29 protein-coding genes are annotated in these 24,529 nt (G+C 64.0%); 9 read left to right on the top strand and 20 right to left on the bottom strand.

The features are described 5' to 3' along the window. Positions 1–104 precede the first annotated feature (104 nt). On the bottom strand, positions 105–995 hold the full coding sequence (locus CO664_RS03950) for a LysR family transcriptional regulator (RefSeq protein ID WP_097538577.1): 891 nt from the start codon (positions 993–995) through the stop codon (positions 105–107). Positions 996–1,195: 200 nt separating this feature from the next. Here CO664_RS03950 and CO664_RS03945 point away from each other — a divergent pair, with 200 nt between their 5' ends. Beyond that, entirely contained in the window at positions 1,196–2,122 is a 927-nt protein-coding gene (locus tag CO664_RS03945; protein ID WP_176536533.1) for a DMT family transporter, read from the top strand. Here CO664_RS03945 and CO664_RS03940 read toward each other — a convergent pair. From CO664_RS03940 to CO664_RS03925, 4 genes are all read right to left on the bottom strand, one after another. Further along, positions 2,116–2,475: a DUF488 domain-containing protein gene (locus tag CO664_RS03940; RefSeq protein WP_097525186.1), complete on the bottom strand. Its 360-nt coding sequence runs from the start codon at positions 2,473–2,475 to the stop codon at positions 2,116–2,118. The two genes, CO664_RS03945 and CO664_RS03940, sit on opposite strands and share 7 nt — an antisense overlap. A 66-nt stretch (positions 2,476–2,541) precedes the next feature. After that, positions 2,542–2,970, bottom strand: a complete 429-nt coding sequence (locus CO664_RS03935) for an EF-hand domain-containing protein (protein WP_097537971.1) — start codon at positions 2,968–2,970, stop codon at positions 2,542–2,544. 214 nt (positions 2,971–3,184) lie between these two features. Then, positions 3,185–4,615, bottom strand: a complete 1,431-nt coding sequence (locus CO664_RS03930) for an aspartate aminotransferase family protein (protein ID WP_037414731.1) — start codon at positions 4,613–4,615, stop codon at positions 3,185–3,187. 32 nt (positions 4,616–4,647) lie between these two features. Further along, positions 4,648–6,087: an FAD-binding oxidoreductase gene (locus CO664_RS03925; RefSeq protein WP_097537970.1), complete on the bottom strand. Its 1,440-nt coding sequence runs from the start codon at positions 6,085–6,087 to the stop codon at positions 4,648–4,650. A 232-nt stretch (positions 6,088–6,319) separates the two neighbouring features. Between CO664_RS03925 and rfbF the strand changes: the two genes are divergently transcribed. The 3 genes from rfbF to CO664_RS03910 are packed head-to-tail and all read left to right on the top strand — an operon-like array spanning position 6,320 to position 9,386. After that, the gene (gene rfbF, locus CO664_RS03920; protein ID WP_037414727.1) at positions 6,320–7,087 is read left to right on the top strand and encodes a glucose-1-phosphate cytidylyltransferase; all 768 of its coding nucleotides are present in this window, start codon (positions 6,320–6,322) and stop codon (positions 7,085–7,087) included. Further along, entirely contained in the window at positions 7,084–8,154 is a 1,071-nt protein-coding gene (gene rfbG / locus CO664_RS03915; RefSeq protein ID WP_097537969.1) for a CDP-glucose 4,6-dehydratase, read from the top strand. Before rfbF ends, rfbG begins: the two co-directional genes overlap by 4 nt. Then, the gene (locus CO664_RS03910; protein ID WP_097537968.1) at positions 8,154–9,386 is read left to right on the top strand and encodes a class I SAM-dependent methyltransferase; all 1,233 of its coding nucleotides are present in this window, start codon (positions 8,154–8,156) and stop codon (positions 9,384–9,386) included. Before rfbG ends, CO664_RS03910 begins: the two co-directional genes overlap by 1 nt. Before the next feature lie 98 nt (positions 9,387–9,484). Here CO664_RS03910 and CO664_RS03905 read toward each other — a convergent pair whose 3' ends face one another. Genes CO664_RS03905 through CO664_RS03895 form a run of 3 tightly spaced genes read right to left on the bottom strand, consistent with a single transcriptional unit; the run spans position 9,485 to position 11,594 of the window. Next, positions 9,485–10,261 (bottom strand): cephalosporin hydroxylase family protein, encoded by a 777-nt coding sequence (locus CO664_RS03905; protein ID WP_097525180.1) that lies wholly within the window; start codon positions 10,259–10,261, stop codon positions 9,485–9,487. 14 nt (positions 10,262–10,275) lie between these two features. Next, positions 10,276–11,106 (bottom strand): SDR family oxidoreductase, encoded by an 831-nt coding sequence (locus CO664_RS03900; protein WP_097525179.1) that lies wholly within the window; start codon positions 11,104–11,106, stop codon positions 10,276–10,278. Next, positions 11,106–11,594, bottom strand: coding sequence for a DapH/DapD/GlmU-related protein (locus CO664_RS03895; RefSeq protein ID WP_037414717.1), 489 nt, complete (start codon positions 11,592–11,594; stop codon positions 11,106–11,108). The genes CO664_RS03900 and CO664_RS03895 overlap by 1 nt, the downstream gene beginning before the upstream one ends. 105 nt (positions 11,595–11,699) lie before the next feature. Between CO664_RS03895 and rfbC the strand changes: the two genes are divergently transcribed. Beyond that, positions 11,700–12,233 carry a dTDP-4-dehydrorhamnose 3,5-epimerase gene (gene rfbC, locus CO664_RS03890; protein ID WP_037414716.1) on the top strand — a complete coding sequence of 178 codons (534 nt, stop codon included), beginning with the start codon at positions 11,700–11,702 and terminating at the stop codon, positions 12,231–12,233. Positions 12,234–12,526: 293 nt separating this feature from the next. Here the strand turns inward: rfbC and CO664_RS03880 are convergent, their stop codons facing one another. From CO664_RS03880 to CO664_RS03855, 6 genes are read right to left on the bottom strand one after another with little or no spacing between them, the layout of a single operon-like run. Next, complete coding sequence (locus CO664_RS03880; RefSeq protein ID WP_097537967.1) at positions 12,527–13,282, bottom strand: ABC transporter ATP-binding protein; 756 nt, start codon at positions 13,280–13,282, stop codon at positions 12,527–12,529. Beyond that, complete coding sequence (locus CO664_RS03875) at positions 13,279–14,112, bottom strand: ABC transporter ATP-binding protein (protein WP_097537966.1); 834 nt, start codon at positions 14,110–14,112, stop codon at positions 13,279–13,281. Before CO664_RS03875 ends, CO664_RS03880 begins: the two co-directional genes overlap by 4 nt. Then, entirely contained in the window at positions 14,109–15,041 is a 933-nt protein-coding gene (locus tag CO664_RS03870; protein ID WP_097537965.1) for an ABC transporter permease, read from the bottom strand. The genes CO664_RS03875 and CO664_RS03870 overlap by 4 nt, the downstream gene beginning before the upstream one ends. Continuing rightward, a complete protein-coding gene (locus CO664_RS03865; protein ID WP_097537964.1) occupies positions 15,038–16,081 on the bottom strand; it encodes an ABC transporter permease in 1,044 nt (347 codons plus the stop codon). Before CO664_RS03865 ends, CO664_RS03870 begins: the two co-directional genes overlap by 4 nt. 41 nt (positions 16,082–16,122) lie before the next feature. Then, positions 16,123–17,763: an ABC transporter substrate-binding protein gene (locus CO664_RS03860; RefSeq protein ID WP_097537963.1), complete on the bottom strand. Its 1,641-nt coding sequence runs from the start codon at positions 17,761–17,763 to the stop codon at positions 16,123–16,125. 47 nt (positions 17,764–17,810) lie between these two features. Further along, positions 17,811–18,866, bottom strand: coding sequence for a dipeptidase (locus CO664_RS03855; RefSeq protein ID WP_097537962.1), 1,056 nt, complete (start codon positions 18,864–18,866; stop codon positions 17,811–17,813). Between the two features lie 34 nt (positions 18,867–18,900). Here CO664_RS03855 and CO664_RS30100 point away from each other — a divergent pair, with 34 nt between their 5' ends. Together CO664_RS30100 and CO664_RS03850 are read left to right on the top strand one after the other, a co-directional pair. Beyond that, a complete protein-coding gene (locus CO664_RS30100; RefSeq protein ID WP_132073654.1) occupies positions 18,901–19,140 on the top strand; it encodes a hypothetical protein in 240 nt (79 codons plus the stop codon). Positions 19,141–19,225: 85 nt separating this feature from the next. Beyond that, entirely contained in the window at positions 19,226–20,449 is a 1,224-nt protein-coding gene (locus CO664_RS03850) for an alpha/beta hydrolase (RefSeq protein WP_176536532.1), read from the top strand. 34 nt (positions 20,450–20,483) lie between these two features. Here the strand turns inward: CO664_RS03850 and CO664_RS03845 are convergent, their stop codons facing one another. Together CO664_RS03845 and CO664_RS03840 are read right to left on the bottom strand one after the other, a co-directional pair. Then, entirely contained in the window at positions 20,484–20,825 is a 342-nt protein-coding gene (locus CO664_RS03845; RefSeq protein WP_272939086.1) for an SMR family transporter, read from the bottom strand. 50 nt (positions 20,826–20,875) lie between these two features. Beyond that, a complete protein-coding gene (locus tag CO664_RS03840; protein ID WP_037414686.1) occupies positions 20,876–21,430 on the bottom strand; it encodes a TetR/AcrR family transcriptional regulator in 555 nt (184 codons plus the stop codon). A gap of 129 nt (positions 21,431–21,559) precedes the next feature. Here CO664_RS03840 and CO664_RS03835 point away from each other — a divergent pair, with 129 nt between their 5' ends. Together CO664_RS03835 and CO664_RS03830 are read left to right on the top strand one after the other, a co-directional pair. Next, on the top strand, positions 21,560–21,952 hold the full coding sequence (locus tag CO664_RS03835) for a globin (RefSeq protein ID WP_097538576.1): 393 nt from the start codon (positions 21,560–21,562) through the stop codon (positions 21,950–21,952). A gap of 7 nt (positions 21,953–21,959) precedes the next feature. After that, positions 21,960–22,328: a DUF423 domain-containing protein gene (locus tag CO664_RS03830; RefSeq protein WP_097525172.1), complete on the top strand. Its 369-nt coding sequence runs from the start codon at positions 21,960–21,962 to the stop codon at positions 22,326–22,328. A gap of 6 nt (positions 22,329–22,334) precedes the next feature. On the opposite strand, the gene CO664_RS03825 is transcribed toward CO664_RS03830, so the two are convergent. From CO664_RS03825 to CO664_RS03810, 4 genes are all read right to left on the bottom strand, one after another. Then, entirely contained in the window at positions 22,335–22,637 is a 303-nt protein-coding gene (locus tag CO664_RS03825) for an antibiotic biosynthesis monooxygenase (protein WP_097537959.1), read from the bottom strand. Between the two features lie 16 nt (positions 22,638–22,653). Further along, positions 22,654–22,926, bottom strand: a complete 273-nt coding sequence (locus CO664_RS03820) for a hypothetical protein (protein WP_097525391.1) — start codon at positions 22,924–22,926, stop codon at positions 22,654–22,656. A 60-nt stretch (positions 22,927–22,986) separates the two neighbouring features. Further along, positions 22,987–23,397 carry a DUF2325 domain-containing protein gene (locus CO664_RS03815; RefSeq protein WP_097525170.1) on the bottom strand — a complete coding sequence of 137 codons (411 nt, stop codon included), beginning with the start codon at positions 23,395–23,397 and terminating at the stop codon, positions 22,987–22,989. 194 nt (positions 23,398–23,591) lie between these two features. Beyond that, positions 23,592–24,512 carry an energy transducer TonB gene (locus CO664_RS03810; RefSeq protein ID WP_097537958.1) on the bottom strand — a complete coding sequence of 307 codons (921 nt, stop codon included), beginning with the start codon at positions 24,510–24,512 and terminating at the stop codon, positions 23,592–23,594. Between the last annotated feature and the right edge of the window lie 17 nt (positions 24,513–24,529).

The following is a 24,529-nucleotide window of genomic DNA, read 5'->3' as shown; positions in this document are numbered from 1 at the left end:
CCGACGCCTCTTTGTCGCACTTCAACCGGAGTGATGCCATCCGATCCCCGCGAGAGATCCGAGGGTGGCCGTCCATCCCCACTCCGGCGACACCATGAAACCTCTCACACCGCAATTTGCAGCCTCCCATAACGGCTGACTTCTGCCTCAATCTCCCTTACCAACGTTTCCAGTGCCGTGTTCCGCGGCTTGCGGGCGCGCCGGACCACGTAGGCGAGATCCGGGGGCTTGGGAAAGTCCTTGTCGATGATCTCCATGTCGGCTCTGAGGTGCCGCTGACTTAGAAGCGCGACGCCGAGCCCCGAGGTGACGGCCGCGGTGATCCCCGCCGCGCTTGAGCATTCGAACACCGTCTCGAACACCGTTCCCTCGTCCTGCCCGAGGTCGATGCCCCAGCGCCGGTAGAAGCAGTTGTCATCGAAGGAAAGGAACGGGATTGCCCCGCCCTTGGGCAAGGTCAGCTCGGGCGATTTGACCCAATGCAGGGTCTCGCGGAAGAGCAGGAGATCGGTCGGCCGGACCTCGTGCTGGAACACCTGGATGATGGCGGCATCGAGTGCCCCTTCGGCAAGCAGTGCCTGCAGGGTGAGGCTCATGCGCACTTGCGTGCGGACCGTCACCTCCGGGTGGAGCCGGCGAAACCGGCCGAGGATGCGCGACAGGTCGGTACAGGTCGCATCCTCGGTCATTCCAAGCGCGATCTTGCCCTGCAGGGTACTTTTCGACAGGCTCAGAATTGCCTCATCATGGATGCCCAGAATGCGCCGCGCATAAACCAGAAGGTCCTGACCAGCCGTCGTGAATATCGGCGCGTTTGGTTTCCGGCTCAGAATTTCGCAATCGAGGCTCGTTTCCAATCGCCTGATCTTGTGGCTGACGGCAGACTGCGACAGGCCCAGAACCTCGGCCGCGCGCGTGACACCGCCGTGTTTCTCGATCGCGACAAGCGCCCGCAAAGAGTCGACATCCAGACAGCGCGTCATCACCCCAGCCATGACGATCCCCATTCACAAATGAAGCTAGGTGTCAAATTCTGACGCAGAAGTCGGCATTAAGGCAAATTCTTATGCCGAATTTCTTGCCCTGTTCATGGCCTCATCGAAATTTGTCATGTGCGGAATCATGGCCGTTTACATAGATCTCTCGGGAATACCGCCCACGACGCGCTTCCGGCGCAACGGGCAAGCTCCTTGAAATCTACAGAGGCCCCATGACAGTGCGCGCTTTCCAGACCCGACCGCATCGCCTCCTATGGCCGATCATGGCAGTAGCACTCGTCGCAAGCTGGAGTTCCGGCTTCCTCGGAATCCGCTATGCCAGCGAGAACGCCGACGTGATGCTGGTCCTGTTCTGGCGGACCCTTATGTCGGGACTGATCTTACTGCCATTCGCCCTCCTGATCGGACCACGGATCAGCGCACGCGCCGTGGTCCAGCAGGTGGTGTTCGGCGTGGCGATGATGTTCCTCTATCTGGGCGGGTTTGCGCTTGCCATCGGCCAGCGGGTGCCGACGGGACTTGTGGCACTGATATCGGATCTTGTCCCTCTCGCCATTGCAGCCCTGTCGCAGCCGGTTCTGGGGCATCGATTGAGCGGAAGACAATGGGCGGGTACGGCTCTCGGCGCGATCGGAGTGCTTATCGCCTCGGCCGACAGCGTAAGTCTCGGAACGGCGCCGATCTGGGCTTACGTCCTGACGGTTGCCTCAATGCTGGTTTTCGCACTGGCAACGGTGGTACAGAAGCGAATGGGAAGGATCAACATGCCCATCCACCAAGCCCTGTGCATCCAGTGCCTGACGGCAGCGGTCCTCTTTGCGGCTGCCGCCGGATGGAATGGTGAGCTGATGCCGCCTCTCGACGGCCGTTTCGAGTGTGGCATCGCTTGGCTGGTGCTGTTTTCGACCTTCTTCTGCTACGGCATCTACTATATGAGCCTTCGACTCTACGCCGCCGCGGAGGTCAGTAGCGTGCTCTATCTCAGCCCACCGGTGACGATGCTCTGGGCATGGCTGATGTTCGACGAGCCACTTTCGATGCTGATGTTCCTTGGCCTGACAGTGACACTGTTCTGTGTCTGGCTCACCTCGTCGGCATCACCGCAAACGCGTGCTTCCTACTGATCCCTCTCCAGCCACGCCTTCAGCGCCACCGCATTGTTATGGCTCTCGTCGCGCGCCGCATAGAGCAGCGTCACCGGCCCTTTCTTGAGCTGATCGCGCAGCTCTTTCACCGCCGCCTGCGCCGCCTCGCCTTCGAGCTCCTTGGCATAGGCTTCGCAAAACGCCTCCCAGTCCTCCGGCTTTCCGTGGAAGCGCTTGCGCAGCGCGTCGCTGGGCGCGATGTCCTTCAGCCAGAGGTCGATCCGCGCCTTGTCCTTGGCGACGCCGCGCGGCCAGAGGCGGTCGACGAGGATGCGCGTGCCGTCCGACGCTTCCGGCGCCTCGTAGACGCGCTTCAACTTGAATGACGTCATCCGCCCTCGCAACATCCTGGGGCCGGTGACGGCCGGCCCTGCAGCAAGGAACGTAGCGGACGGTCGCTAGTTGTGGAAGTAGGCCTGGATTTCCTCAGGCGTCGCCTTGCCGTCGCGGTTGACGTCCACCTTGTCGAAGATCCGTTTGTGGATGGTGCTGATCTCCTCGAAGGAGAGCGCGCCGTCATTGTCCGCATCGGTGATGGCGAACATGATCTTCATCATCTGCCGGTGCATCATTCCGGCCCGCATCCGGTTGCCGTGCCGCATCCGGTCGCGCATGCGCTCGCCGCGCCTGCCGTCGCGCCAACCGTCGTCGCGCTGCATGTCCGGCTGATCCGCCTGGGTGTCCTGATCCTGGTCGGGCGGTTCCTGATCGGGCGCTTGCGCCGCCGGCGGAGGGGGTGCGGGCGTCTGCGCGGCGGCGAAGCTCAAAGGGCTGACGATCATCAGCGCGGCAAGCGCGGCCGCGATTGGCGGTCTCATCGGTGACATGGGAATTCCTCCTCCCGTTCGATCAAAGTCAAACTGGCCGGGTGAAGCGGCCTGGACGGCCTTGGCACGGCCAAGCCGTCGCGGTCGTCCTGCGCCCGTTCCAAAAGCTGATAACCACAGCCGCGGCAGAGAGGTTCCCCGCTATGGTCGCGATCCGTTCGACGCCGCTGGATCCTTCCGCTGGCGCGGGAATGTGGATGCCTAGATGCCGCGGTCACGAGCCGGCGCGTTCGCCGGTCGTTCTGACAGCCCTCCAGGCGGCGATGATCGCGTCCGCGGCCGTGTCTCCAGCGCTGTCGTAGGTCAGCCATGTGATGACCGAGACACGCATCACCTTTCGTCCGCGCCAGCTGGCGCCGCCGGCAAAGCAGACGCCGTCGGCCTGCAGCCTTTCAATTGTCTGTTGCGTCAGCCGGTCGGCCTCCTCGTCCGGTCGTCCCGCACCGAAGCGGAGCATGAACTGGTTGAGCACGATCTCATTCAGGACGGTGATGCCCTCTTCGCCGCTCAGCCGCTCGGCCATGGCGCGGGCGACCCGGCAATGGCGCTCGACCATGGCGGCGATGCCTCTTCGGCCGAGATGCCTGATCATCGCCCAGGTAGCAAAGCCGCGGGCGCGGCGCGACAATTCCGGCACGAAATGGCTCGGGTCGCGTTCGCCTTCGTGGCTCGGCGGCAGATAGCTCGCCGCGATCGTCATCGCCCGGCGATGCGCCTCCTCGTCGCGGATGATGGCGTAGCCGCAATCATAGGGCGTCTGCAGCCATTTATGGCCGTCCGTCGCCCAGGAGTCGGCTTCATCGGCTCCGTCAGCGAGCGCGCGCTTCGGCGGACAGGCGCGGGCCCAGAGCCCGAAGGCGCCGTCGACATGGACCCAGGCGCCGATTCGCCTGGCGACGGGGATGAGAGCGGCGGAATCGTCAAAGGCGCCGGTGTTGATCTGCCCGGCCTGGAGGATGACGATTGCGGGGCCGGTGACCTTGGCCGACTGGTCCTCGAAATCCGATACGCTGATCCGGCCGAATTCGTCGGTCTTCAGGCGAATGACGCGGTCGTTTCCGAGGCCCAGAAACTGGAGTGCGGAGAAAACCGTCGCATGGGCGTCGTCGCCGATCAGCACGGTGATCGGCGGCGCGCCGAAGAGACCCTGCGCCTCGGCGTCCCAGCCGACGCGCCGCAAGACTTCGCCGCGCGCCGCGGCAAGGCAGACGAAATTCGCCACCGTCGCCCCGGTGACGAAGCCGACGGAACATGTCCGCGGCAGGGCGAGGAGGTCGAGCAGCCAGCCCGCGGCGACCGCTTCCGCTGCCGCGGCCGCTGGAGCGGCATGGTGGTTACCGGCATTCTGGCCCCAGGCGCTGGTCAACCAGTCGGCCGCGACCCCGACCGGATGCGAACCGCCGATGACCCAGCCGAAGAAGCGCGGGCCGGTCATGACGTGAAGCCCGGGCTCCGCCTTGGCGGCAAGCGTATCAATCACCTCGGCGCCGGCTGTCCCCTCCTCCGGAACCGCTTCGCGGAACGCATCAAGCGATCCGAGATAGGAGACCTCAGGGCCTTGCCGGCGATCGGAGATCGTCTCGCGAAACCGCGCGGCGTGATCGGCCGCGCGGCGAAAAAGGTCACGGACCGATCGGTCATCCATGCGGCCTCTCCTTCAGCTTGCGTAACCCTTGGTCATGCCGCTCCGGCCAGTTCGCTCGGCCGCACGTTCTGGTTCATCCGGAACAGGTTTTGGGGATCGTAGCGGCGCTTGACCTCGACGAGGCGACGGTAGTTGCCGCCATAGGCCGCCTCGACGCGGTCGCCCTCGTCCTCCGGCATGAAGTTGATATAGGCCGTGCCGGCTGCATGGGGCTTGGCCGCCTCGAAGAGCCGGCGTGCCCACGCGATGCAGGCCTGATCCATTGAGGGTTCGCGCCAGCGGGCATGGACGTTCATGATGAAATGTGAATTGCGCTGCGGAAAGGCGGTCTCCTCCACCGCAACCCGGCCGGCGGCGCCGCCGATATGGGCGATGAAGATCTCGCATTCCGGCCCCGGCAATTGGCGGATCGCATCGGTGAGGATGCCGATCGTCTGGTCGGAAAGCTCCATGAAGTCATGGCTCTTCCAGTAGTTGCGGGCGCCGGGCGAAAGCAGCGGATCGAAGGCCTGCTGCCAGGCGACGAAGGGAACGGGACCGACGACATCGGCGATCGGCTCGCCGATGGAACGTAACTCCGCGGTTGGCTTCTCGCCTGCTTCGGGATCGCCGCAATAGCACATCGCGAGCGCGAGGATCTCCTTCCCATGCCATTCCTCGGGCAGGAAGGGCAGCGGCGGCGCCTGCCGCATCACCACCCAGCAGGTGAGCTCGTCCGGAGCGTTTTCCAGGGCCTGCCGATACTGCCTGAGGACGTTTTCGGCATCGGCGAAGGGATGCACGACCAGCCCCGCGACAACGTCCGGGCCGAGTTCGTTGAGCGCGAATTCGAAGGCCGTGACGACGCCGAAATTGCCGCCACCTCCCCGCAATGCCCAGAAGAGATCGCGGTGTTCCGTCTGGCTGGCGCGCAGCAGCTCGCCATTGGCGGTCACCACATCGACCGAAACGAGATTGTCGATCGTCAATCCGAATTGGCGCGTGGTCCAGCCGAAGCCTCCCCCGAGCGTCAGGCCGGCGATGCCGGTGGTCGAGTTGATGCCGGTCGGCAGCACCAGGCGGAAGGCCTGGGTTTCCTTGTCGACGTCGGCAAGCGTCGCGCCTGGCTCGACCCAGGCGCGCTTCGTCGTCTGGTCGACGCGCACCGATTTCATCGGCGAGAGGTCGATCATCAGTCCACCGTCGCAAACCGCATTGCCGGCGATATTGTGACCGCCGCCGCGGACGGAGAGGAGCAGCTGGTTCTCCGCCGCGAAGCGAACCGCATTGATGACGTCGGAGGCGCCGGCCGCCTGCACGATCAGGCCGGGCCTGCGGTCGATCATCGCGTTCCAGACGGTGCGCGCCTCGTCATAGGCCGGGTTGCGCCCGTCCAGCACGCGGCCGCGCAGCCGCCCCGCAAGGACCTCGACGGCCGCGGCGCTGATGCTTGTCTTTCCTGCCTGCAGATTGGTGAGGCTCATATCATTCATGATTCGATCCTCCCTCGGTGAACCATGCCCCAGCGCGCGGCATTCTGCGCCTTTGCCGGGCACCCGGCAAGCGACGCCGCCCGCCGGGCGGCATACTCATTTCGGGTTAGCCGGCAGAGCCGGCCAACCCGGTTCCGGCACCGCAATTGTTGCAATCGGGCTGAAAATGCTCCAATGAACCGCCGGAACGCCGGCCATAAGGGCGGCAGATTGGGTAGAGGCAGGTTAGGGCATGAAGGTCGTCATTCTCGCCGGCGGATACGGCACCCGCATCTCCGAGGAAAGTCACCTGAGGCCCAAGCCGATGATCGAGATCGGCGGTCGGCCGATCCTCTGGCACATCATGAAGATCTATAGCCATTACGGCTTTACCGATTTCGTGATCTGCCTCGGCTACCGCGGCTACATGATCAAGGAGTATTTCTCCAATTACATCCTGCACTTGTCCGACGTCACCTTCGACATGGCGACGGGCGAGACGATCTACCATTCGAGCAAGGCCGAGCCCTGGCGGGTGACGCTCGTCGATACCGGGGCGGAATCCATGACCGGCGGGCGCCTGAAGCGCGTCGGCGAATATCTCGGCGACACGTTCTGCCTCACCTATGGTGACGGGGTCGCCGACATCGACATCCGGGCGCTCACCGATTTCCACCTTCGGCATGGCCGCGAGGCGACCGTCACCAGCGTCGTGCCGCCGGGACGCTACGGCGCGCTGGCGATCGACTCCGGCAAGGTGCAGAGCTTCATCGAGAAGCCGGCGGGCGACAACGGCCGGATCAATGGCGGCTTCTTCGTGCTCAACCGCGCCGTGCTCGACCGCATCGATGGCGATCACGTGGCGTTCGAGAGCGCGCCGCTCGAGGCGCTGGCGCGCGACGGCCAGCTGATGGCCTTCCCGCATGACGGCTTCTGGCGTCCGATGGATACGCTGCGCGACAAGAACCAGCTCGAGGAGCTCTGGCAGCAGAACCGCGCCCCCTGGAAGCTCTGGTCATGAGCCGCCTGCCCGATCCGGGTTTCTGGAAGGGAAAGCGCGTCCTGCTGACCGGTCATACCGGCTTCAAAGGCAGCTGGGCCGGCCTGTGGCTCAAGAAGATGGGCGCCGAAGTCACCGGCTACGCCCTGCCGCCAACTTCCGACCCGTCGCTGCATGCGCTTCTCCATGCGGCCGGGCTGCCGAACGGGCAGTTCGGCGACATCCGCGACGGCGAGGCGCTTGCCGCCGTCCTGCGCAAGAGCGAGCCGGAGATCATCCTGCACATGGCGGCCCAGCCGCTGGTGCGCGAGAGCTATGCGACGCCCGCCGAGACCTTCGCCGTCAATGTCATGGGCACGATCCGGCTGCTTGAGGCGGCGCGTGACGTTCCCTCGGTGAAGGCGATCCTCGTCGTGACCACCGACAAGGTCTATCGCAACGACGAGAGCGGCAGGCACTTCCGGGAGAGCGATACGCTCGGCGGACACGACCCCTATTCCGGCTCCAAGGCAGCCTGCGAGGTGGCGGTCGCGACCTGGCGCAGCGCCTTTCTCCAAGAGCGCGGCATCCGCATCGCCACGGCGCGGGGCGGCAACGTGATCGGCGGCGGCGATTTTTCGGCCGATCGGCTGGTGCCGGATATCGTCCGCGCCGCCCTTTCCGGCACCAGGCTCAATATCCGCAGCCCGCTCGCGACGCGCCCCTGGCAGCACGTACTCGATTGCCTAAACGGTTACTTCCTCTTCGCCGAAGCGATCTATAATGGCGCGAGCGCGGTCGATGCCCTGAACTTCGGCCCCTCGCCCGCCGAACCGCAGATCCCCGTGCGCGATGTGGCGAACGCCATCCAGGCGGCCATGGGGCTTGAACCCGAATGGGACGACGTCTCGTCGCAAAAGCAACCCCGCGAGATGCAGACGCTCGGCCTCGACCCGGCGCTTGCCGGCGAAAGCCTCGGCTGGCGCGCCCGGTTTACCCAGCGGCAGGCGATCGAATGGACCGCCCGCTGGTACGACGGCTGGCGCCAGGGCAAAGCCGCACTGCCGCTGACGCTTGATCAGATCGACGCATTCACGAAAGGCCGCTGATGTCTCACTCCTGCCGCTTCTGCTCGAGCCCGCTTGAAACCGTTGTCGCCGACCTCGGCGTCACACCCTGGTCGAACTCGTTTCTGGAGCCGAGCAAGGAAGCGATCGCGCGGGAAAAAGCCTTCCCCTTGAAGGTGATGGTCTGTTCGGAATGTCTGCTCGTCCAGACCACCGAAACGGTGCCGGCGGACGAGATCTTCAACGCCGATTATCACTATCTTTCGTCCTTCTCGACGAGTTGGCTGGACCACGCGCGGCGCTATGCCGAAAAGATGACCGAACGCTTCGGCCTTGAAGGCACGTCGCAGGTCGTCGAGGTTGCCTCGAATGACGGCTACCTGCTGCAATATTTCGCCGCCAAAGGGATACCCGTGCTCGGCGTCGAGCCGGCCGGCAATGCCGCCAAGATCGCCGAAGGCCGCAACGTGCCGACCCATGTCGCCTTTTTCGGCCGCGACACCGCCAACGAGCTCGTCGGCCGCGGCATCCGCGCCGACCTGACGGCCGCCAACAATGTCCTCGCCCATGTGCCGGATATCGCCGATTTCGTCGGCGGCTTCGCGATCCTCCTGAAGCCGAACGGCGTCGCGACCTTCGAGTTCCCGCATCTCTTGCGCCTGATCGAGGGCATCCAGTTCGACACGATCTATCACGAGCACTATTCCTATCTCTCGCTCGTGGCCGTCGAACGCATATTCGAGGCCAGCGGCCTGAAGGTCTTCGACGTCGAGGAATTGCCGACCCACGGAGGCTCGCTGCGCATCTTTGCCCAGCCGGCAACCGGCACACGGGCCGCGACCGACGGGCTTGCGAAGGTGCGGGCGGACGAGGCGAAGGCCGGCCTTGCGGATATGGAGGCCTACATCGCCTTCGGCAAACGGATCGCCGCCGTCTGCGAGGGTTTTCGGACGTTTCTGGAAAAGGCGAAGAGCGAGGGCAAGCGGGTGGCAGCCTATGGCGCGGCCGCCAAGGGCAATACCTTCCTCAATGTTTGCGGCGTGACCGCGGCCGATATCGACTTCATCGTCGACCGCAACGACCTGAAACAGGGCAAGCTCTCGCCGGGCAGCCATATTCCGATCTACGAACCGGCCAGGCTCGAGGCGGCGAAGCCCGACTACGTGGTCATCCTGCCCTGGAACCTGACCGACGAGATCGTCGATGCGCATGCCTATATTCGCAGCTGGGGCGGCCGCTTCGTCGTCGCCATCCCGGAAGTGCGGGTAATTTGACCCGGCGGCTCGGCGCAGCGGGGCCGAAAGCAAAAGGGGCCGTCGCTGTCGCGAACGGCCCCCTCTTCAATTGCTGTGGTGATCCCGTCGCTGCACGGTTATAGCCGCTTCAGGAACCCGTCCGGGGCAACCGTGACCATCAACTTGTTCTGAACGGACCTGTCGATCTCGAACTCCGGATGGGTTTGCAGATACTCATGCACCGCAGTCTTCGGGTTGTCGCCAACGTCCCAGGGACGGTCGCTGAAGAAGCCGGCCGGCAGGTCCTCGACCAAAGTGTCGAACACGACGCAGTAGCAGCCGGGCGTCACCAAGGGCGCATAGGCCTCGAGCTCAGCAAGCACATGCGCGTGGGTATGCATGGAATCGAGGCAGACCATGACGCGCTTGTAGCCAGCCGAGGCCTCGCGCACCTGTGCGACGATCTCGGGGTCGATGGCCGAACCCTGGAACATCTGAATGCGGCTCGCCATCGGGTGGCTTTCGATCGCCTCGCGATTGTGGGCGCGTATGTCGATGTCGATGCCGATCACCTTGCGCTTGGATTGGCTGGGATCCAACGAAACGCCCGCTTCGATGGCATCGCACATGTCGAGCATGGCAAGCAGCGAGGCGCTGAGGATTAGCGAGCCGCCATGGGCGATGCCGGTTTCGATGACCAGATCGGGACGCGTCGCCCAGATCAGTTCCTGCATCGCCACGATATCCTGCGGATACTGGATGATCGGACGGCCGAGCCAGTCGAAATTATAGACATAGCGCTTGGCCATGGTGGCTTCGCGCCACTGATCGGAGAGCGCCTGGAAATCGCCGTCGCGGCGATAGCTTTCGATCGTCGCCACCCGTTCGGAGCGGAATTGTTCGATAGGGTCCATGTCAGGTCCTGTCTTCATGTGGAAGGCCGCGGATCGGTATCGGGCCCCGATCCGCTCATGCCCAGGATTTCAGAGATGCGCTCTAGCACAGGTGTGGCGGCAAAAGCGAATTCCTCTTTCACCCGTTCATTGGAGATCGGCGCAAGAGAAACGGTCGGCGCCTCGTCGTTTACAGCAACGGTGCATCCCGTGCGGGATTGAATTGCCGCGCACCAGTCCGCGTGGCTGGTCTGCCCGCCGCTTGCCGCGTTGTAGACCGTGTGACGCCCCTGCTCAGCGATGCGGAGCAACAGATCGACGGCATCGTCAATCCAGATATAGTCCTTTGCGGAATCGAGCGCCGTCTGGAGCTGGATATGGCCCGCCTTCGCCTCTCGGCAGAGCGCCCCCAGGAACGTATCCGCCTGTGCCTCCTCGGGGCCGACGACGTTCGACAGCCGAGCCACCCGCACATTCTCGCGTCCGGAGGCAAGGCAGATCGCCTCCCCCGTCAGTTTCGACAGATTGTAGAGGTCCGAGGGATTGAGCGGCGACGCCGACAGATGGGCAGTCTCGCGCGTATCCTGGCCGTTCGCGTAAACCCGCGTCGAGGAAAGATAGAGAAAGGAGGAAAACGCGTTGTGGCGCAAGACGTCGGCCGCGAGCGACACATGCGCCTCGATCGTGTCGAACGGCCGGGTACGAAAGTCGGCGGTCAGGCCGATGGCATAGATGACATGGCCGAGATCCCTGCCGGCGAGCGGCAGGTCGGCCCGGGCGGGGACATCGACGACATGTCCGAGCGCGCGCAACCGGCGGACCAGGTTGCGCCCGATGAAGCCGGAACCGCCGAGAACCGTGAACATCACGACCTCTCGCCGAGCCGGCGCAGCGGATTGCCGCCGCAGATCGTGTAAGCGTCGACCTCGCGGCGGACGATCGAGCCGGCGGCAATGACGCAGCCTTTCCTGAGAATGGCGCCGTCGAGGATCACCGAATTCGCGCCGATCCAGACATCCTCCTCGACGACAATGCCGCCGCGGCTCGGCTGGAACCCCTGTTCGCGGATCAGGCGATCCCTGTCCTTGAAGCCGTGATTGACCGGGGCGAAGGTGCAATTGGCGGCGATCAGCACGTTGTCGGCGATCCGAATGCCGTTGCCGGTATAGAAGACGCAGCCGCTATTGACGTAGCAGAAGCGGCCGATCGTGAGGTCGCCCGAGCCGCCGGCCGGCTTGATCTTGACGAAGCTGTCGATGACCGACGCCTCGCCGACGACGATCCGCGTCCCGCGAACGGAATCTTCGATGTCGCTGAGCGGGCTGATCCTCGCCGTCGGATGCACGTCGATCATGGTGGCTCCAATGTCGTTCGCCCTCTTTTCCAGTTACCGCTTGCCGCGTCAACGCTTGATCGTGCAAGAAGCGGTTCGAAATAGCACCACCTCGCGAGGACCCTTATGTCGCGCTTCAACCGTATCCAGACCCCTCTGCCGGACCTGATCGTGATCGAGCGAAAGAAGGCCGGTGACGAACGTGGTTTCTTCTCGCGCTTCTTCTGCCGTGACGAGCTGCGCGATTTCGGCGCAGACGGCTGCGTCGCCCAGATCAACCACACTTTGACGCGCATCAAGGGGGCGATCCGCGGCATGCATTTCCAGCGGGCGCCGCACGACGAGACGAAATTCGTCTCCTGTCTTTCCGGCGCCGTCTTCGATGTGGCCGTCGACATCAGGCCGGATTCACCGACCTATCTCCAATGGCACGGCGAAATCCTGAGTGCCGAAAACGCCCGCTCGATGATGATCCCCGGCGGCTTCGCGCATGGCTTCCAGACGCTGACCGAAGACTGCGAGCTTCTCTACCTGCACGACAAATTCTATGCGCCGGAGGCCGAAGGCGGCCTCAATCCGCTCGATCCACGCCTCGCCATCGCCTGGCCGCTCGAGGTGACGCAAATGTCGGAGCGCGATCGGGGTTTTGGCTTGCTCTGAGCGGGAAAGCGGGTGTGGATAACCCCCTCTGCCCTGCCGGGCATCTCCCCCACAAGGGTGGAGATTGGCAAGACGCCAAGCCCCTGCTTCAACTTTCCGACAGCATTAATAGCGAAGTAGAGGCGGCACGATAAGCCCGTAGCCCAATCTGCGGCGTTGCCGACCGGCGAAAGCGTCGACCCTTGCCGATCTCCACCCTTGTGGGGGAGATGCCCGGCAGGGCAGAGGGGGGTTCTAGCCTCGGCAGCTCAGAGACGCCGCTTTACTGTATCTGAGGATCGCCAACCGGAAGTTTACGCCGTCTTCCGTCGAAACCCCTTGCTCGCCACCATCAGGTTGCGCGTATAGTCCTCGGCAATGCGGCCGGCGACGAGGTCCGCTGACGTCAGCCGCTCGACCACACGGCCGCCCTGCATCACCGCCAGCCGCTCGCACATATGGGTGACGACGCCGAGGTCGTGGCTGACCATGATGAAGGTCAGCTTGCGGTCGCGGCGCACCTGTTCGAGCAGGTTCAGCACCTCGGCCTGGACCGACGCATCGAGCGCCGACGTCGGCTCGTCGAGCAGCAGGATCGAGGGCTCGAGGATCAGCGCCCGGGCGATGGCGACGCGCTGGCGCTGGCCGCCGGAGAGCTGATGCGGGTAGCGGAAGCGGAAGCCGGAGCCGAGGCCCACTTCGTCGAGCGCCTTCAGGATGCGGCGTTCGCCGTCACCGATGCCGTGGATCGCCAACGGCTCCACCAGCTGCCGGTCGATGGTCTGGCGCGGATGCAGCGAACCGTAGGGGTCCTGAAAGACCATCTGGACGGCGCGGTAGAACGCCTTGTCGCGGCGCGCGCCGCGAAGCTCGCGCCCCTCGACGCGGATCGTGCCTGCGCTGACCGGCGCGAGCCCGGCGATTGCCCTCAGCAGCGTCGACTTTCCCGAGCCGGACTCGCCGACAAGCCCGAAGGATTCGCCGGCCTCCACGTCGACGCTGGCGGTGTCGAGCGCTCGGAAATCGTCATAGACGACGCTGAGGCCTTCGACGGAGACGGCCGCGGTCATAGCGCCCACTCCGGCTTGCGGTCGAGAACCGGCAAGGGATGGCGGTCGGTACCGATCGCCGGCATGCAGTTCAAAAGGCCCTGAGTATAGGGATGCTTGGCGTTGCCTAGGTCGGACGCGGCGATCTCCTCGACGATTTTGCCGGCATACATGACGAGCACCCGGTCGCAGAAGGACGAAACCAGCCTCAAATCGTGCGAGACGAAGATCAGCCCCATGCCGCGCTCGGCCACAAGCCGGTCGAGAATCGACAGCACTTCAAGCTGCACGGTGACGTCGAGCGCCGAGGTCGGCTCGTCGGCAATCAGCAATTCCGGGCCGGCGACGAGCATCATGGCGATCATCGCCCGCTGGCCCATGCCGCCAGAGACCTCGTGCGGATAAAGGTCGAAGACGCGGGCGGGATCGCGGATCTGCACCGCCGCCAGCATGTCGAGTGCCCGCTTGCGCGCCTCCGCACGGCCGACCTTCTCGTGGCGTTGCAGTGTCTCGACGATCTGCCGGCCGATGCTCATCACCGGGTTCAGCGAGTATTTCGGATCCTGCAGGATCATGGCGATGCGCTTGCCGCGAAGATCGCGCCGAAGCTTCGGCGGCGCCGAGAGGAGGTCGATACCGTCGAAGGCGAGCCGCTTCGCCGTGACTTCCGCATGCGGCGGCGTAAGGCCCATGATCGCCCTGCCCGTCTGCGATTTGCCGGAGCCGCTCTCGCCGACGATGCCGAGGCGCTCGCGTGCGAGCGTGAAGGAGACCCCGCGCACCGCCTCGACGACACCGGTGCGGGTCGGGAACCGGACGCGAAGGTCTTCGACAGTCAGCAAGGCGCTCATTGCCCGCTCTCCCGCGGATCGAGCGCGTCGCGCAGGCCGTCGCCGAGAAGGTTGAAGCCGAGGCTGACGACGAGGATGGCGATGCCCGGCATGGTGGCGACCCACCACTGGTCGAGGATGAAGCGGCGGCCGGAAGCGATCATCGCACCCCATTCGGGAAGCGGCGGCTGGGCGCCGAGGCCAAGGAAGCCGAGGCCCGCCGCCGTCAGGATGATGCCGGCCATGTCGAGGGTTACGCGGACGATCAGCGACGACATGCACATAGGCATCACGTGACGCAAGACGATGCGCGTCGGCGAGGCGCCCATCAGCCGGACGGCGGCGATATAGTCGGAATTGCGCAGCGTCAGCGTCTCGGCACGGGCAATGCGCGCATAGGGGGGCCAGGAGGTGATCGCGATGGCGATGACGGCGTTTTCGATGCCGGGGCCAAGCGCCGCGACGAATGCGAGCGCCAGTACGAGCTTCGGAAAGGCGAGGAAAATGTCGGTGATGCGCATCAGGATCGCATCGATCCAGCCGCCGGCATAGCCAGCGGCGGCGCCGACGACCAGGCCGACCGGTGCGGCGATGATCGCGACGAGCACCACGACGGCGAGCGTCAGCCGCGAACCGTAGATCAGCCGCGACAGGATGTCCCGGCCCTGGTCGTCGGTGCCAAGCAGATAACCCTCGCTGCCCGGCGGCAGCAGCCGCGCGCCGGCGAGATTGCCGATGACCGGGGAATGCGGCGCGAGGAGATCGGCGAATGCGGCGACGATGCAGAGGCCCAGGAGAATGAGCAGGCCGACCACCGCGAGGCGGTTCGCCGAGAAGCGGCGCCAGGTCATGTAGGCGCGGCCGAGGCGCGCCTGCAGCCGCGACTGCGGCCGGTCGGAAAGCAGCCATTCGCGGCGCATCAACGGGCGAGTTTGCGTGGCAAGGCTCATCGGGCGCGCGTCCTCGGGTCAAGCGTCCGGTAAAGCAGATCGGACAGGAGATTGATGCCGATGAAGACCGAACCGATGATGATCGTGCCGCCGAGAACGGCGTTCATGTCGGCATTCTGCAGCGAATTGGTGATGTAGAGGCCGAGCCCCGGCCAGGCGAAGACGGTCTCGGTCAGCACCGACCCCTCGAGCAGGCTGGCATAGGAAAGCGCGATCACCGTGACGAGGGGCACGGCGGCATTGCGCAGCGCATGGCCCCAGATGATCCGTGCCTCGGAAAGCCCCTTGGCCCGAGCCGCGACAATATACTCCTGCTGCAGCTCGTTCAGCATGAAGCTGCGGGTCATCCGGCTGATATAAGCGAGCGAAAAATAGCCGAGCAGCGAGGCCGGCAGGATGATGTGCCGGAAGACGTCGCGCAGCACATCCCATTGCCGCTGCCAGAGCGCATCGACGAGATAGAGGCCGGTGATCGGCGAGAACGTATATTCGTAGACCACGTCGACACGGCCGGGATAGGCGACCCATTTCAGCCGCGCGTAGAAGACCAGGAGTGCGAGCAGCGCCAGCCAGAAGATTGGCACGGAATAGCCAACAAGCCCGATGACGCGGACGATCTGGTCGGCAATGCTGCCGCGTTTGACGGCGGCAAGGACACCAAGAGGAACGCCGATCGCGGCGCCGATCAGCGTTCCAAGCGTCGCAAGCTCGATCGTCGCCGGGAAGACGCGGCGGATGTCGGTCATCACCGGATTGGTTGTCAGCACCGACACGCCGAAATCGCCCGAGAGCGCCTGCCGGCAGTAAAGAAGGAACTGCTGGTAGAGGGGCAGGTTGAGGCCCATCGCCTCGCGGGTCCGTTCGACCAGGTGCTGCGGCGCCCGGTCGCCGAGAACAGCCAGCGCCGGGTCGATCGGGATGACGCGGCCGATGAAGAAGGTGACGGCAAGAAGACCGAGATAGGTGGTCGCCACGACGACGACAAACTGCAGCACCGTGGCAACGGCCTTGCGGGAACGGGCGCGCCGGCGCCCGCTCATTCGCACTGTATCGCTCATGCTCAAGGGAATGGTCCTCTCGACTATTCCTTGGAGACGTTCCAGACGTAGTTGGTGTCGAAGCTCGGACCGAGCTTGAAGCCCTTCAAGTTACCCCGAAGACCGGCGACCTCCGTCTGCTGGAAGATGATTACGAAGGGGCTGTCGTCGAGAACGCTCTTCTGCAGTTCCTTGTAGATCTCCGCACGCTTGGCGCTGTCGCGCTCAAGGAGTGCTTCCTTGGTCTTCTTGCTCAGTTCCGGAACGTCCCAGGCATTGCGCCAGGCGAGCGTCTTGTTCGTACCCGCATCGGAATTGTCCGGATTGTTGGTGAACGTATCGGCATTTGAATGCGGATCGAAATAATCCATGCCCCACTGGCCGATATACATGTCGTGATTGCGGGCGCGGTACTTCGTCAACGTCTGCTTACCGTCACCCGGAATGATCTCGAGCTTGACGCCGGCCTGCCCCAGCGTCTGCTGGAAGGATTCGGCAATGCCGGTGACCGGCTGGGTATTGCGCACGTCCATGGTGACGGTGAAGCCGTCCGGATAGCCGGCTTTGGCCAGCAGTTCCTTCGCCTTGGCGACGTCGAATGTATAGGGGTTCTCGTTCAGAGCACCGAGCACGTCTTTCGGCAGGAAGCTCTGGTGGATCTCGCCGATTCCCTTGATCAGCGTGGCGCCGATCGCGTCGTAGTCGACCAGATATTTGAAGGCCTTCTGCACCTCGGGCTTTGCGAGCGTCTCGTTCTTCTCGTTGAGGCTGATGTAATAGACCGTGCCCTTAGGCGCGCTGGTCGTCGCCAGATCGGCGTTCTTCCCGACCGCCTCGTAGTCGCCCGGCTCCAGATTGCGGGCAACGTCGATATCGCCGGCCTCGAGCGCCAGCCGCTGGCCGGAGCTTTCCTTCATGTGCCGGTAGATGACCCGGGCGAGCTTGGCCGGCTCGCCGTAGTAATTGTCGTTACGCTCCAGCACGACCACTTCGTTGGCCCGCCATTCGCGCAGTTTGAAGGGGCCCGAGCCCGCGTAGCCGGTTTTCAGCCATTCATTGCCGAAATCGTTGTCGTACTTGTAGTCCTTGGTCGGTTCGACGGACTTGACGTGTTCGAGCACCAGCTTCTTGTCGACGACCGAGGCGACGGTCGCGGTCAGGCAGTTCAAGACGAAGCTCGGTGCGTAGGGCTGGTCGACGGTGAAGACGAAGGTATGCTCATCCGCCGCCTTGGCCTTCTCCGTGACGTTGTCTCCGCTGAGGCCGAACTGGGTGAGGATGAAGGCCGGGCTCTTGTCGAGCTTGACGGCTCGCTCGAAGGAATAGGCGACATCCTCGGCGGTGATCGGATTTCCCGACGCAAACTTCATGCCCTGCTTCAGCTTGAACGTATAGGTGAGGCCGTCATCGGAAACGGTCCAGCTTTCCGCAAGGTCGCCGACCACCTTGGACGTATCGTTGAGGTCGAGACGGACGAGCAGGCTGTAGGTGTTGCTGGTCACTTCCGCGGTCGAAAGCTCGAAGGCTTCGCCCGGATCCATGGTGATGATGTCATCGAAGGCGAACCCCTCGACCAGCGTGTCCTTCGGCGTTTCGGCAAATGCCGGCAGGGCGGCACCCAGCGCGAGCGCAAGCCCCGCGGAAGCAGTCAGAAGTCGAAGACGTCCATTGAGCTTATGCATCATTTTGCGCTTCCCTCTATCTAGCCCTTTCCGGGCTCTTCTTCATGGGTTCAGGCAGCCTCGTGCCAAGCCTGTCCCAGAACTCTAAGCCAGTTGCCGCGGCATATTTTTTCGAGCTCGCGGTCACCATATCCGGCGCTCTTGAGCGCGGCAACGAGCTTCTGATTGCCTGCAGCATCGGCGATTTCCTCGGGTATCGTCGCGCCGTCGAAGTCCGATCCGAGCGCGACGCAATCGATACCGACACGCTCCACCATATAGTCGATGTGGCGCACCATGTCGGAAAGCGGCGTGGCCGCATTTTCCTGCCCGTCGGCGCGCAGCATGGTCGTCGCATAGTTGAGGCCGACTAGGCCGCGGCTCTCGCGGATGGCATCGAACTGCCTATCGGTCAGGTTGCGGGCGACCGGCGTCAGCGCGTGGGCATTGGAATGGCTGGCGACGAGCGGCTGATCGGTGGTCTCCGCCACGTCCCAGAAACCTTTCTCGGTGATATGGGCGAGATCGACCAGGATGCCGAGCCGGTTGCAGGACCGTATGAGCTCAAACCCAGCCTCCGTGAGACCCGGCCCCGTGTCCGGCGACGAGGGATAGGCGAAGGGCACGCCATGGCCGAAGACATTGTGGCGGCTCCAGACCGGTCCGAGCGACCGCAAGCCGGCCGCATGGAAGGTCTCGAGTGCGGCGAGATCCGGCCCGATCGCCTCGCAGCCTTCCATATGCAGGACGGCCGCAAAGATGCCGTCTGCCATTGCCTTGCGGATCTCGGCGGTCGAGCGGCAGAGCCGCCAGGCGCCCGCGCGGTCGAGTCTCATGGCGACGTCGGCAAGCTCGATCGCCGTTGCGAGCGACGGCATTCGGTCGAGCGGCACGGACATCGGCGTCACATAGTGGCCGTTCCTGTCGGGGGTTCTGAGCACCAGATCGCCCGATGGAATGTAGATGGCGCATAGGCCGCCGGCGAGGCCCCCGGCCCGGGCACGCGGCACGTCGATGTGGCCCTTGTCGGTTCCTTCGATGAATTCGGCTACCGGGTCGCTCCCGCCGCGCGCGTGCTGCCAGAGGCGCAAAAGCACATCGTTATGGCCGTCGAAAACCGCCTGCATTCCCTCTATTCCTTTGGTATTTCAGGGAGATCGGATGGATCATCCGCTATCGCCGCACCCGGTCAGGATAGGCTCGATGCTATTGAAAGACATCCGCCATTTCAATGAATATCCGGGGGATTTCCTGCCCGCGCTTTGTAGCGAAAACTTGCATGAACGCCGCAATGGAACCGAGCGGTGGCAAGTCGGGGCGATCAGAAAAATGTCGGGCGGGGTGTCGCGACAAACAAAAATCTGCCATTGGTTCGATGAAGAAGGGGACGCTGTCCGATAGTCGCCGGTCATGACGGCCGGTGCGAGTTGTGCTCATGAGGGGGCTCAGGGTGCCGTCGATCGCTGATGCAAACCTGGCTGCGCGGATGAACCGCGTCCTGCTCTTCCTGGGGCTGATATTCTGCCTTGCCGGCTGTGGCGGGCGCCCGGTCGGCGTCCTTGCTCCCTCCGGCACCGCCGCCGGGGCCTCGCAGGTGGACCTGCTCGTGGCGACCACCCGCGCCCAGTCGAATGATCCTGGCATCCTCTTCACCGGCGAACGCGCCCCGGAGCTCTCGCTGACCGAAATCGTCGTCTCGATTCCCCCGGAGAAGAACCGCAAGGTCGGCCAGGTCCAATGGCCGAAGAGATTGCCAGCCGATCCGAGCCGCGATTTCTCCACCGTCAGCGTCAAACCGCTGGAGCCCGGGGCGGAGACGCAGGCCTGGCTTCACGGCCATCTGCCGAAGAGCCGACGCGTGCTGATCTTCGTCCACGGCTTCAACAACCGCTTCGAGGACGCCGTCTACCGCTACGCCCAGATCGTTCACGATTCCGGCGCCGATGTCGCGCCGGTCATCTTCACGTGGCCGTCGCGCGCCAGCATCTTCGACTATAACTACGACAAGGAAAGCACCAACTATTCGCGCGACGCGCTGGAAGAGCTGCTGCAGCGAGCCTCGAAGAACCCTTCCGTCGGCGAGATCACACTGATGGCCCACTCGATGGGGTCGTGGCTCACCGTCGAGGCGCTCCGGCAGATGGCGATCCGCGACGGCCGCGTCGCCCCCAAGATCACCGACGTCATTCTCGCCTCGCCCGATCTCGACGTCGATGTCTTCACCAAGCAAATGCAGGCCATGGGCAAGTCGCGGCCGAAATTCACCCTCTTCGTCTCCCGCGACGACCGGGCACTGACCGTTTCGCGGCGGATTTCCGGTAATATCGACCGGCTCGGGCAGATCGATCCCTCAGTGGAACCCTATCGCAGCCAGCTAGAGCGGGCGGGCATCACGGTGCTCGACCTGACGGCCCTCAAGGGCGGCGACCGCCTCAACCACGGCAAATTCGCCGAAAGTCCGGAGGTGGTGCGGCTGCTCGGCAACCGGCTGATTGCCGGCCAGACCGTGACGGATTCCGATGTCGGCCTCGGCGAACGGGTTGGCGCCGTTGCGCTCGGCACTGCCCAGACCGTCGGCAGCGCCGCAAGCGTCGCCGTCTCGACGCCGATCATGATCTTCGATCCGCGCACCCGACAAAATTACAACGCGCAACTGCGACGCTTCGGCCAATCGGTGGAAAACACCGTTGGTTCGACCGTCGCACCGTAGGGCGAAGCGCTCCGCCAAAGCGATGGCAACGGCGTCAGTGAAAGGTCGACTTCGAGAAGAGATTGAGCACCAGCACGCCGGCGATGATCAGCGCCAGGCCGAGGATCGCCGCCAGGTCGAGCTTCTGGCCGAAGGTGATGTAGCCGACCACCGAAATCAACACGATGCCGAGGCCGCTCCACAGCGCATAGGCGATCCCGACGGGAATATAGCGCAGCGTGTAGGACAGGAAGAAGAAGGCGACGGCATAGCAAACCACCATCAGCACGGTCGGCGCCAGCCGCGTGAAATGTTGCGCCGCCTGCATGGCCGAAGTGCCGAGCACTTCGAAGACAATGGCGATTACCAGGACGGTGTAGAGCATTGCGGGGTTCACGGCACGTCTCCGATCGATTGGTGTAAAAAAGTCAGCCCGTCCGGGCGGCCTCACTGCAACGAAAGCGCCTTGAGCTTCCGGAGCAGCGCCGCCCGCGTGGATGCTTCGATGGCGTGGCTCTCTAGGAGATCCGCCAGCCAGACGCCGTCAGCGGCGAAGCGGGCAAGAAGACAATCCTGCGAGCTGTCTGTCGCGGCGAACTCGGCCGACCGTCTCTCGACCCATTCCCGCCAGCGCGCCTTCAGATGCGGCTCCGCCAGCAGAGCGATCGCCAGCACCTGCCAGTCCTTGCCTTCCTCTTCCAACGCAAAACAGACAGTGAGATAGGCGCGGGTGAAACGTCCCCGGTCCACCGAATCATCGGCCATTGCCGCCTCGATCGCCCGGTCGAAACGAGCCACCAGTTCGTCGAACAGGCCGTCCAGCAAGGCGAGTTTGTTGGGGAAGTGGTGCAGCAGCCCACCCTTGCTGACGCCAGCCGCCTGAGACACTTTATCGAGCGTCACGGCGGCGATCCCCTCTTCGAACGACAGCCGCGCCGCGACATCCAGCAATTGCTGGCGAACCCGCTCCGGCTGCTTCTTTCTCTGATAGGCGCTCGTCATGCTCCATAAAGATACCGTCTGGACGGTTTTGTCAACCGAGGGGAGGCAACGCGATGAAACGCCGCAAGGTACGTGTGGATGTTGTGCGCGGGGCGGCGCCGCGATACGAAGTCGGACAAGGATACGCTCATGACGGAAACGAAAACCACGACGCTCTACGAGGCGATCGGCGGCGATGCCGCGGTTCGCGCCCTGACGCGTCGGTTCTATGCGCTGATGGGCAGCCTGCCGGAGGCGGCTCGATGCCGCGCCGTGCATCCGCCGGACCTCTCCGGCAGCGAGGAAAAGTTTTACGAGTATCTGACCGGCTGGCTCGGCGGGCCGCCGATCTATGTCGAGAAGCGCGGCCATCCGATGCTGCGCCGGCGGCATTTCATCGCCGAAATCGGTCCGGCCGAACGCGACGAGTGGCTACTCTGCTTCACCCGCGCTCTCGAGGAGACCGTCCCCCACCCGCAGCTCCGCGACATCATCCTCGAGCCGATCACCCGGCTCGCCCATCACATGCAGAACAAGAAATGAACGTCTAATGCCGAACCGCGGAATGCGTGGAAGCGTGCTTTTCATCGCCGGGCTGATGGGGGTTTTCGGCGTCGCCGCCGCTGCAGCCGCCTCGCACGGTACAGATCCGCGGCTGATCGGCGGCGCCTCCGCCATGTGCCTCGCCCATGCGCCGGCACTGGTCGCGCTTCATGCCGGATGGTCGCACTTCCGGACGGCGGCGATTGCTGCGCTGTTGCTCGCGCTCGGCACAGCCCTTTTTGCCGCCGACCTCACCATGCGCCATTTCGCCGGCCACGGTCTTTTTCCAATGTCGGCGCCGCTCGGCGGCGTGACGATGATGGCCGGATGGCTCGCAGTGGCGCTCGGAGCGCTGCTGCCTCGCAAAGCCGATTAGAGACGCTCAGGCGCCCTCGACAACCGTATATCCTTCGAACTTCGGCGGCCCCAGATACATGGCCCGATTGTCGGTGGCATTGCGGTGCGCGGCCCGGAAGTTTTCCGATTTCGTCCAGGCGACGAAGGCGTCCCTGCTTTCCCAATTCGATTTCGAGATGAACGGCGTGTAGCCCTCTTCCGGCACGCTCTCGCCGCGCAAGAGATGGAAGTTGATGAAGCCCGGCATGTCCGAAAGGCTTGAATCCCGTGCCTTCCAGACGGCCTCGAATGCCTCTTCCTGACCGATGGCGACGTGGAAACGGTTCATGGCGACAAACGTGGGGCTACCTTTCGCGTGCCTTCTTTTCCGGGACTCCGGCTTCGCTCCGCGGGAACGGCAGGATAACGGCGCTCGACGATGGTTCAAGCCCGAACGGTTCACGGGCCGGAGGGCGGGTCTGCCAGGCCGGAAATTCCGCCACATTGGGGTTGTCCTCCAGCATGCGCGAGCGGCGCGTCAGGACTTCATAGAGCTCCGGCACCAGACCATCGCCGAGCTGCGAGGCTAGCTTGTGAAGACCGATCATCATCATTTGATCGGGACGTTCGTCGTTCATCATCGATACTCCGAGTGACCGCATCAGGCTGTGAAATGCGCCGTCGCTTTCATCAAAGGTTCAGTTGTCGCCGCTGGCGGACAGGTCCTGAAGGGCCCGCTCCAGGCTCGATTTCGAGCCGTTGCGCAGCGGCACGAAGGCCTTGCCCCACTTCTTGCAGCCGGTCTTCACGCGCAGACACGCATCGTGGCTGATGCAGTCGATGGGGCAGAAGACGCAGTCGACCGAGGGAAGGACCCGGTCGATGCGCGATACCGCCTCTCGTAAACCGCCGTCGTGATGGATGAGTTCCGCGCCATAGGAACTGGCGATCTCCCGCAAATGGGCGACCTGGCAATCGCGGCCGCCGACATAGAGGAAGCTCCGCCCCTCCAGCGTTGCCTTGCCGCCGTTCGGCTGCACAGCAGGCGTTTCCTCCCTCGCCTTTCCCTTGCCGCCCTTGCCTGTGTTCTGGTGCCGCTTGCCGCGCATCCGTTTTCTCCGTTCTGTGGGCGACGTGCGGACCTTCCGCTGACCGCCATCAAATATTCGTTCGGCACACCGCTCGGTTGTGCGACGGCGGCAACTTATAAAACTTGATTGTTTGAGTAAAGTATAAACATAGTACAGTAATCATATTAAATTTCGGCCTGCCGAAGCCCTCTGCGGCGTGGTGCCCAGGGGAATTATCGTTTGAATTCAACGGGGACGGTGAACTGCCAGCTGTCACGTCGGGCCGCGGCAGGAATAGCCGGAAAGGGTGCGGCGCGTCGCACGGTGTCAAGTGCAGCTTGGTCGAGAATCGGCGACCCCGTGCTTCTTGCCAGACTGACGCCGGCGAGCCCGCCACTGGAGGTGACGGTAAAGCGCACCTGCGCGACGCCGCGCAGCCCTTGGCGCTTGGCTTCGGCCGGATAGCGCATGGCCCTGTTCAGCTTGCGCTGGACCTTCCCCTTGTAGTTGTCGACTGCGGCATTGCCCGCTTCCCGGGCCACTGAACTCTGTCTCGCGCCGGTGGCCGCGGTCGCATTTGCATTCTCCACGCCGTCCGCCTGGCCCTTGCTCTGCGAATTCGCCTGCTCCCCGCGCTCGCCGGCCTTCTTGCGCACGATTTTTTTCTTCTTCACCGGCTCCTTCTTCGGTTCCGGCTTCTCGACCTTCTCTTCGATTTTTTCCGGCTCCGGCTTCTGTTCCGGAACCACGGTTTCCACAGGCGCGACAGTGGCCGTGACCGGCGCCTCGGCGACCTCGGTCACCGGCATTTGATCTGCCGGCAGGATGACGTCCGCCTCCGTCGGCGCAATGTCGGTCGGCTGCTCGGAGACGCTCTCTGGCATTGCCGGCGGGATCTCTTCCGCCATCTCCTCCGTCGGCTGGACCTCGCTCGGCTGCACCTCCTCGGGCGTGTCTTCGGTGGGTTCTACGACGTCCGAGAGGTCGCCGGCTTGCAGCGTCTCCTCGAAGGCGTTGCCGAGCAGCGTAACTTCGGTCGCCGCCCCGCCGGCCATCTGGAAGTCGTCTTTGCTAGGCTCCAGCAGCATCGCTCCGCCGGCATGCGCCAACAGAGAGAGGCCGACCGCGCCCGTCCATTTCACGATGTGCTTCATCCAAGTCTGCCTTCCAA

The sequence above is a fragment of the Sinorhizobium sp. NG07B genome (assembly GCF_002532005.1).
Taxonomy (GTDB): Bacteria; Pseudomonadota; Alphaproteobacteria; order Rhizobiales; family Rhizobiaceae; genus Sinorhizobium; species Sinorhizobium fredii_C.
The sequence above is the reverse complement of the archived record's forward strand: the minus strand, read 5'-3'. Positions and strand labels throughout refer to the sequence as shown.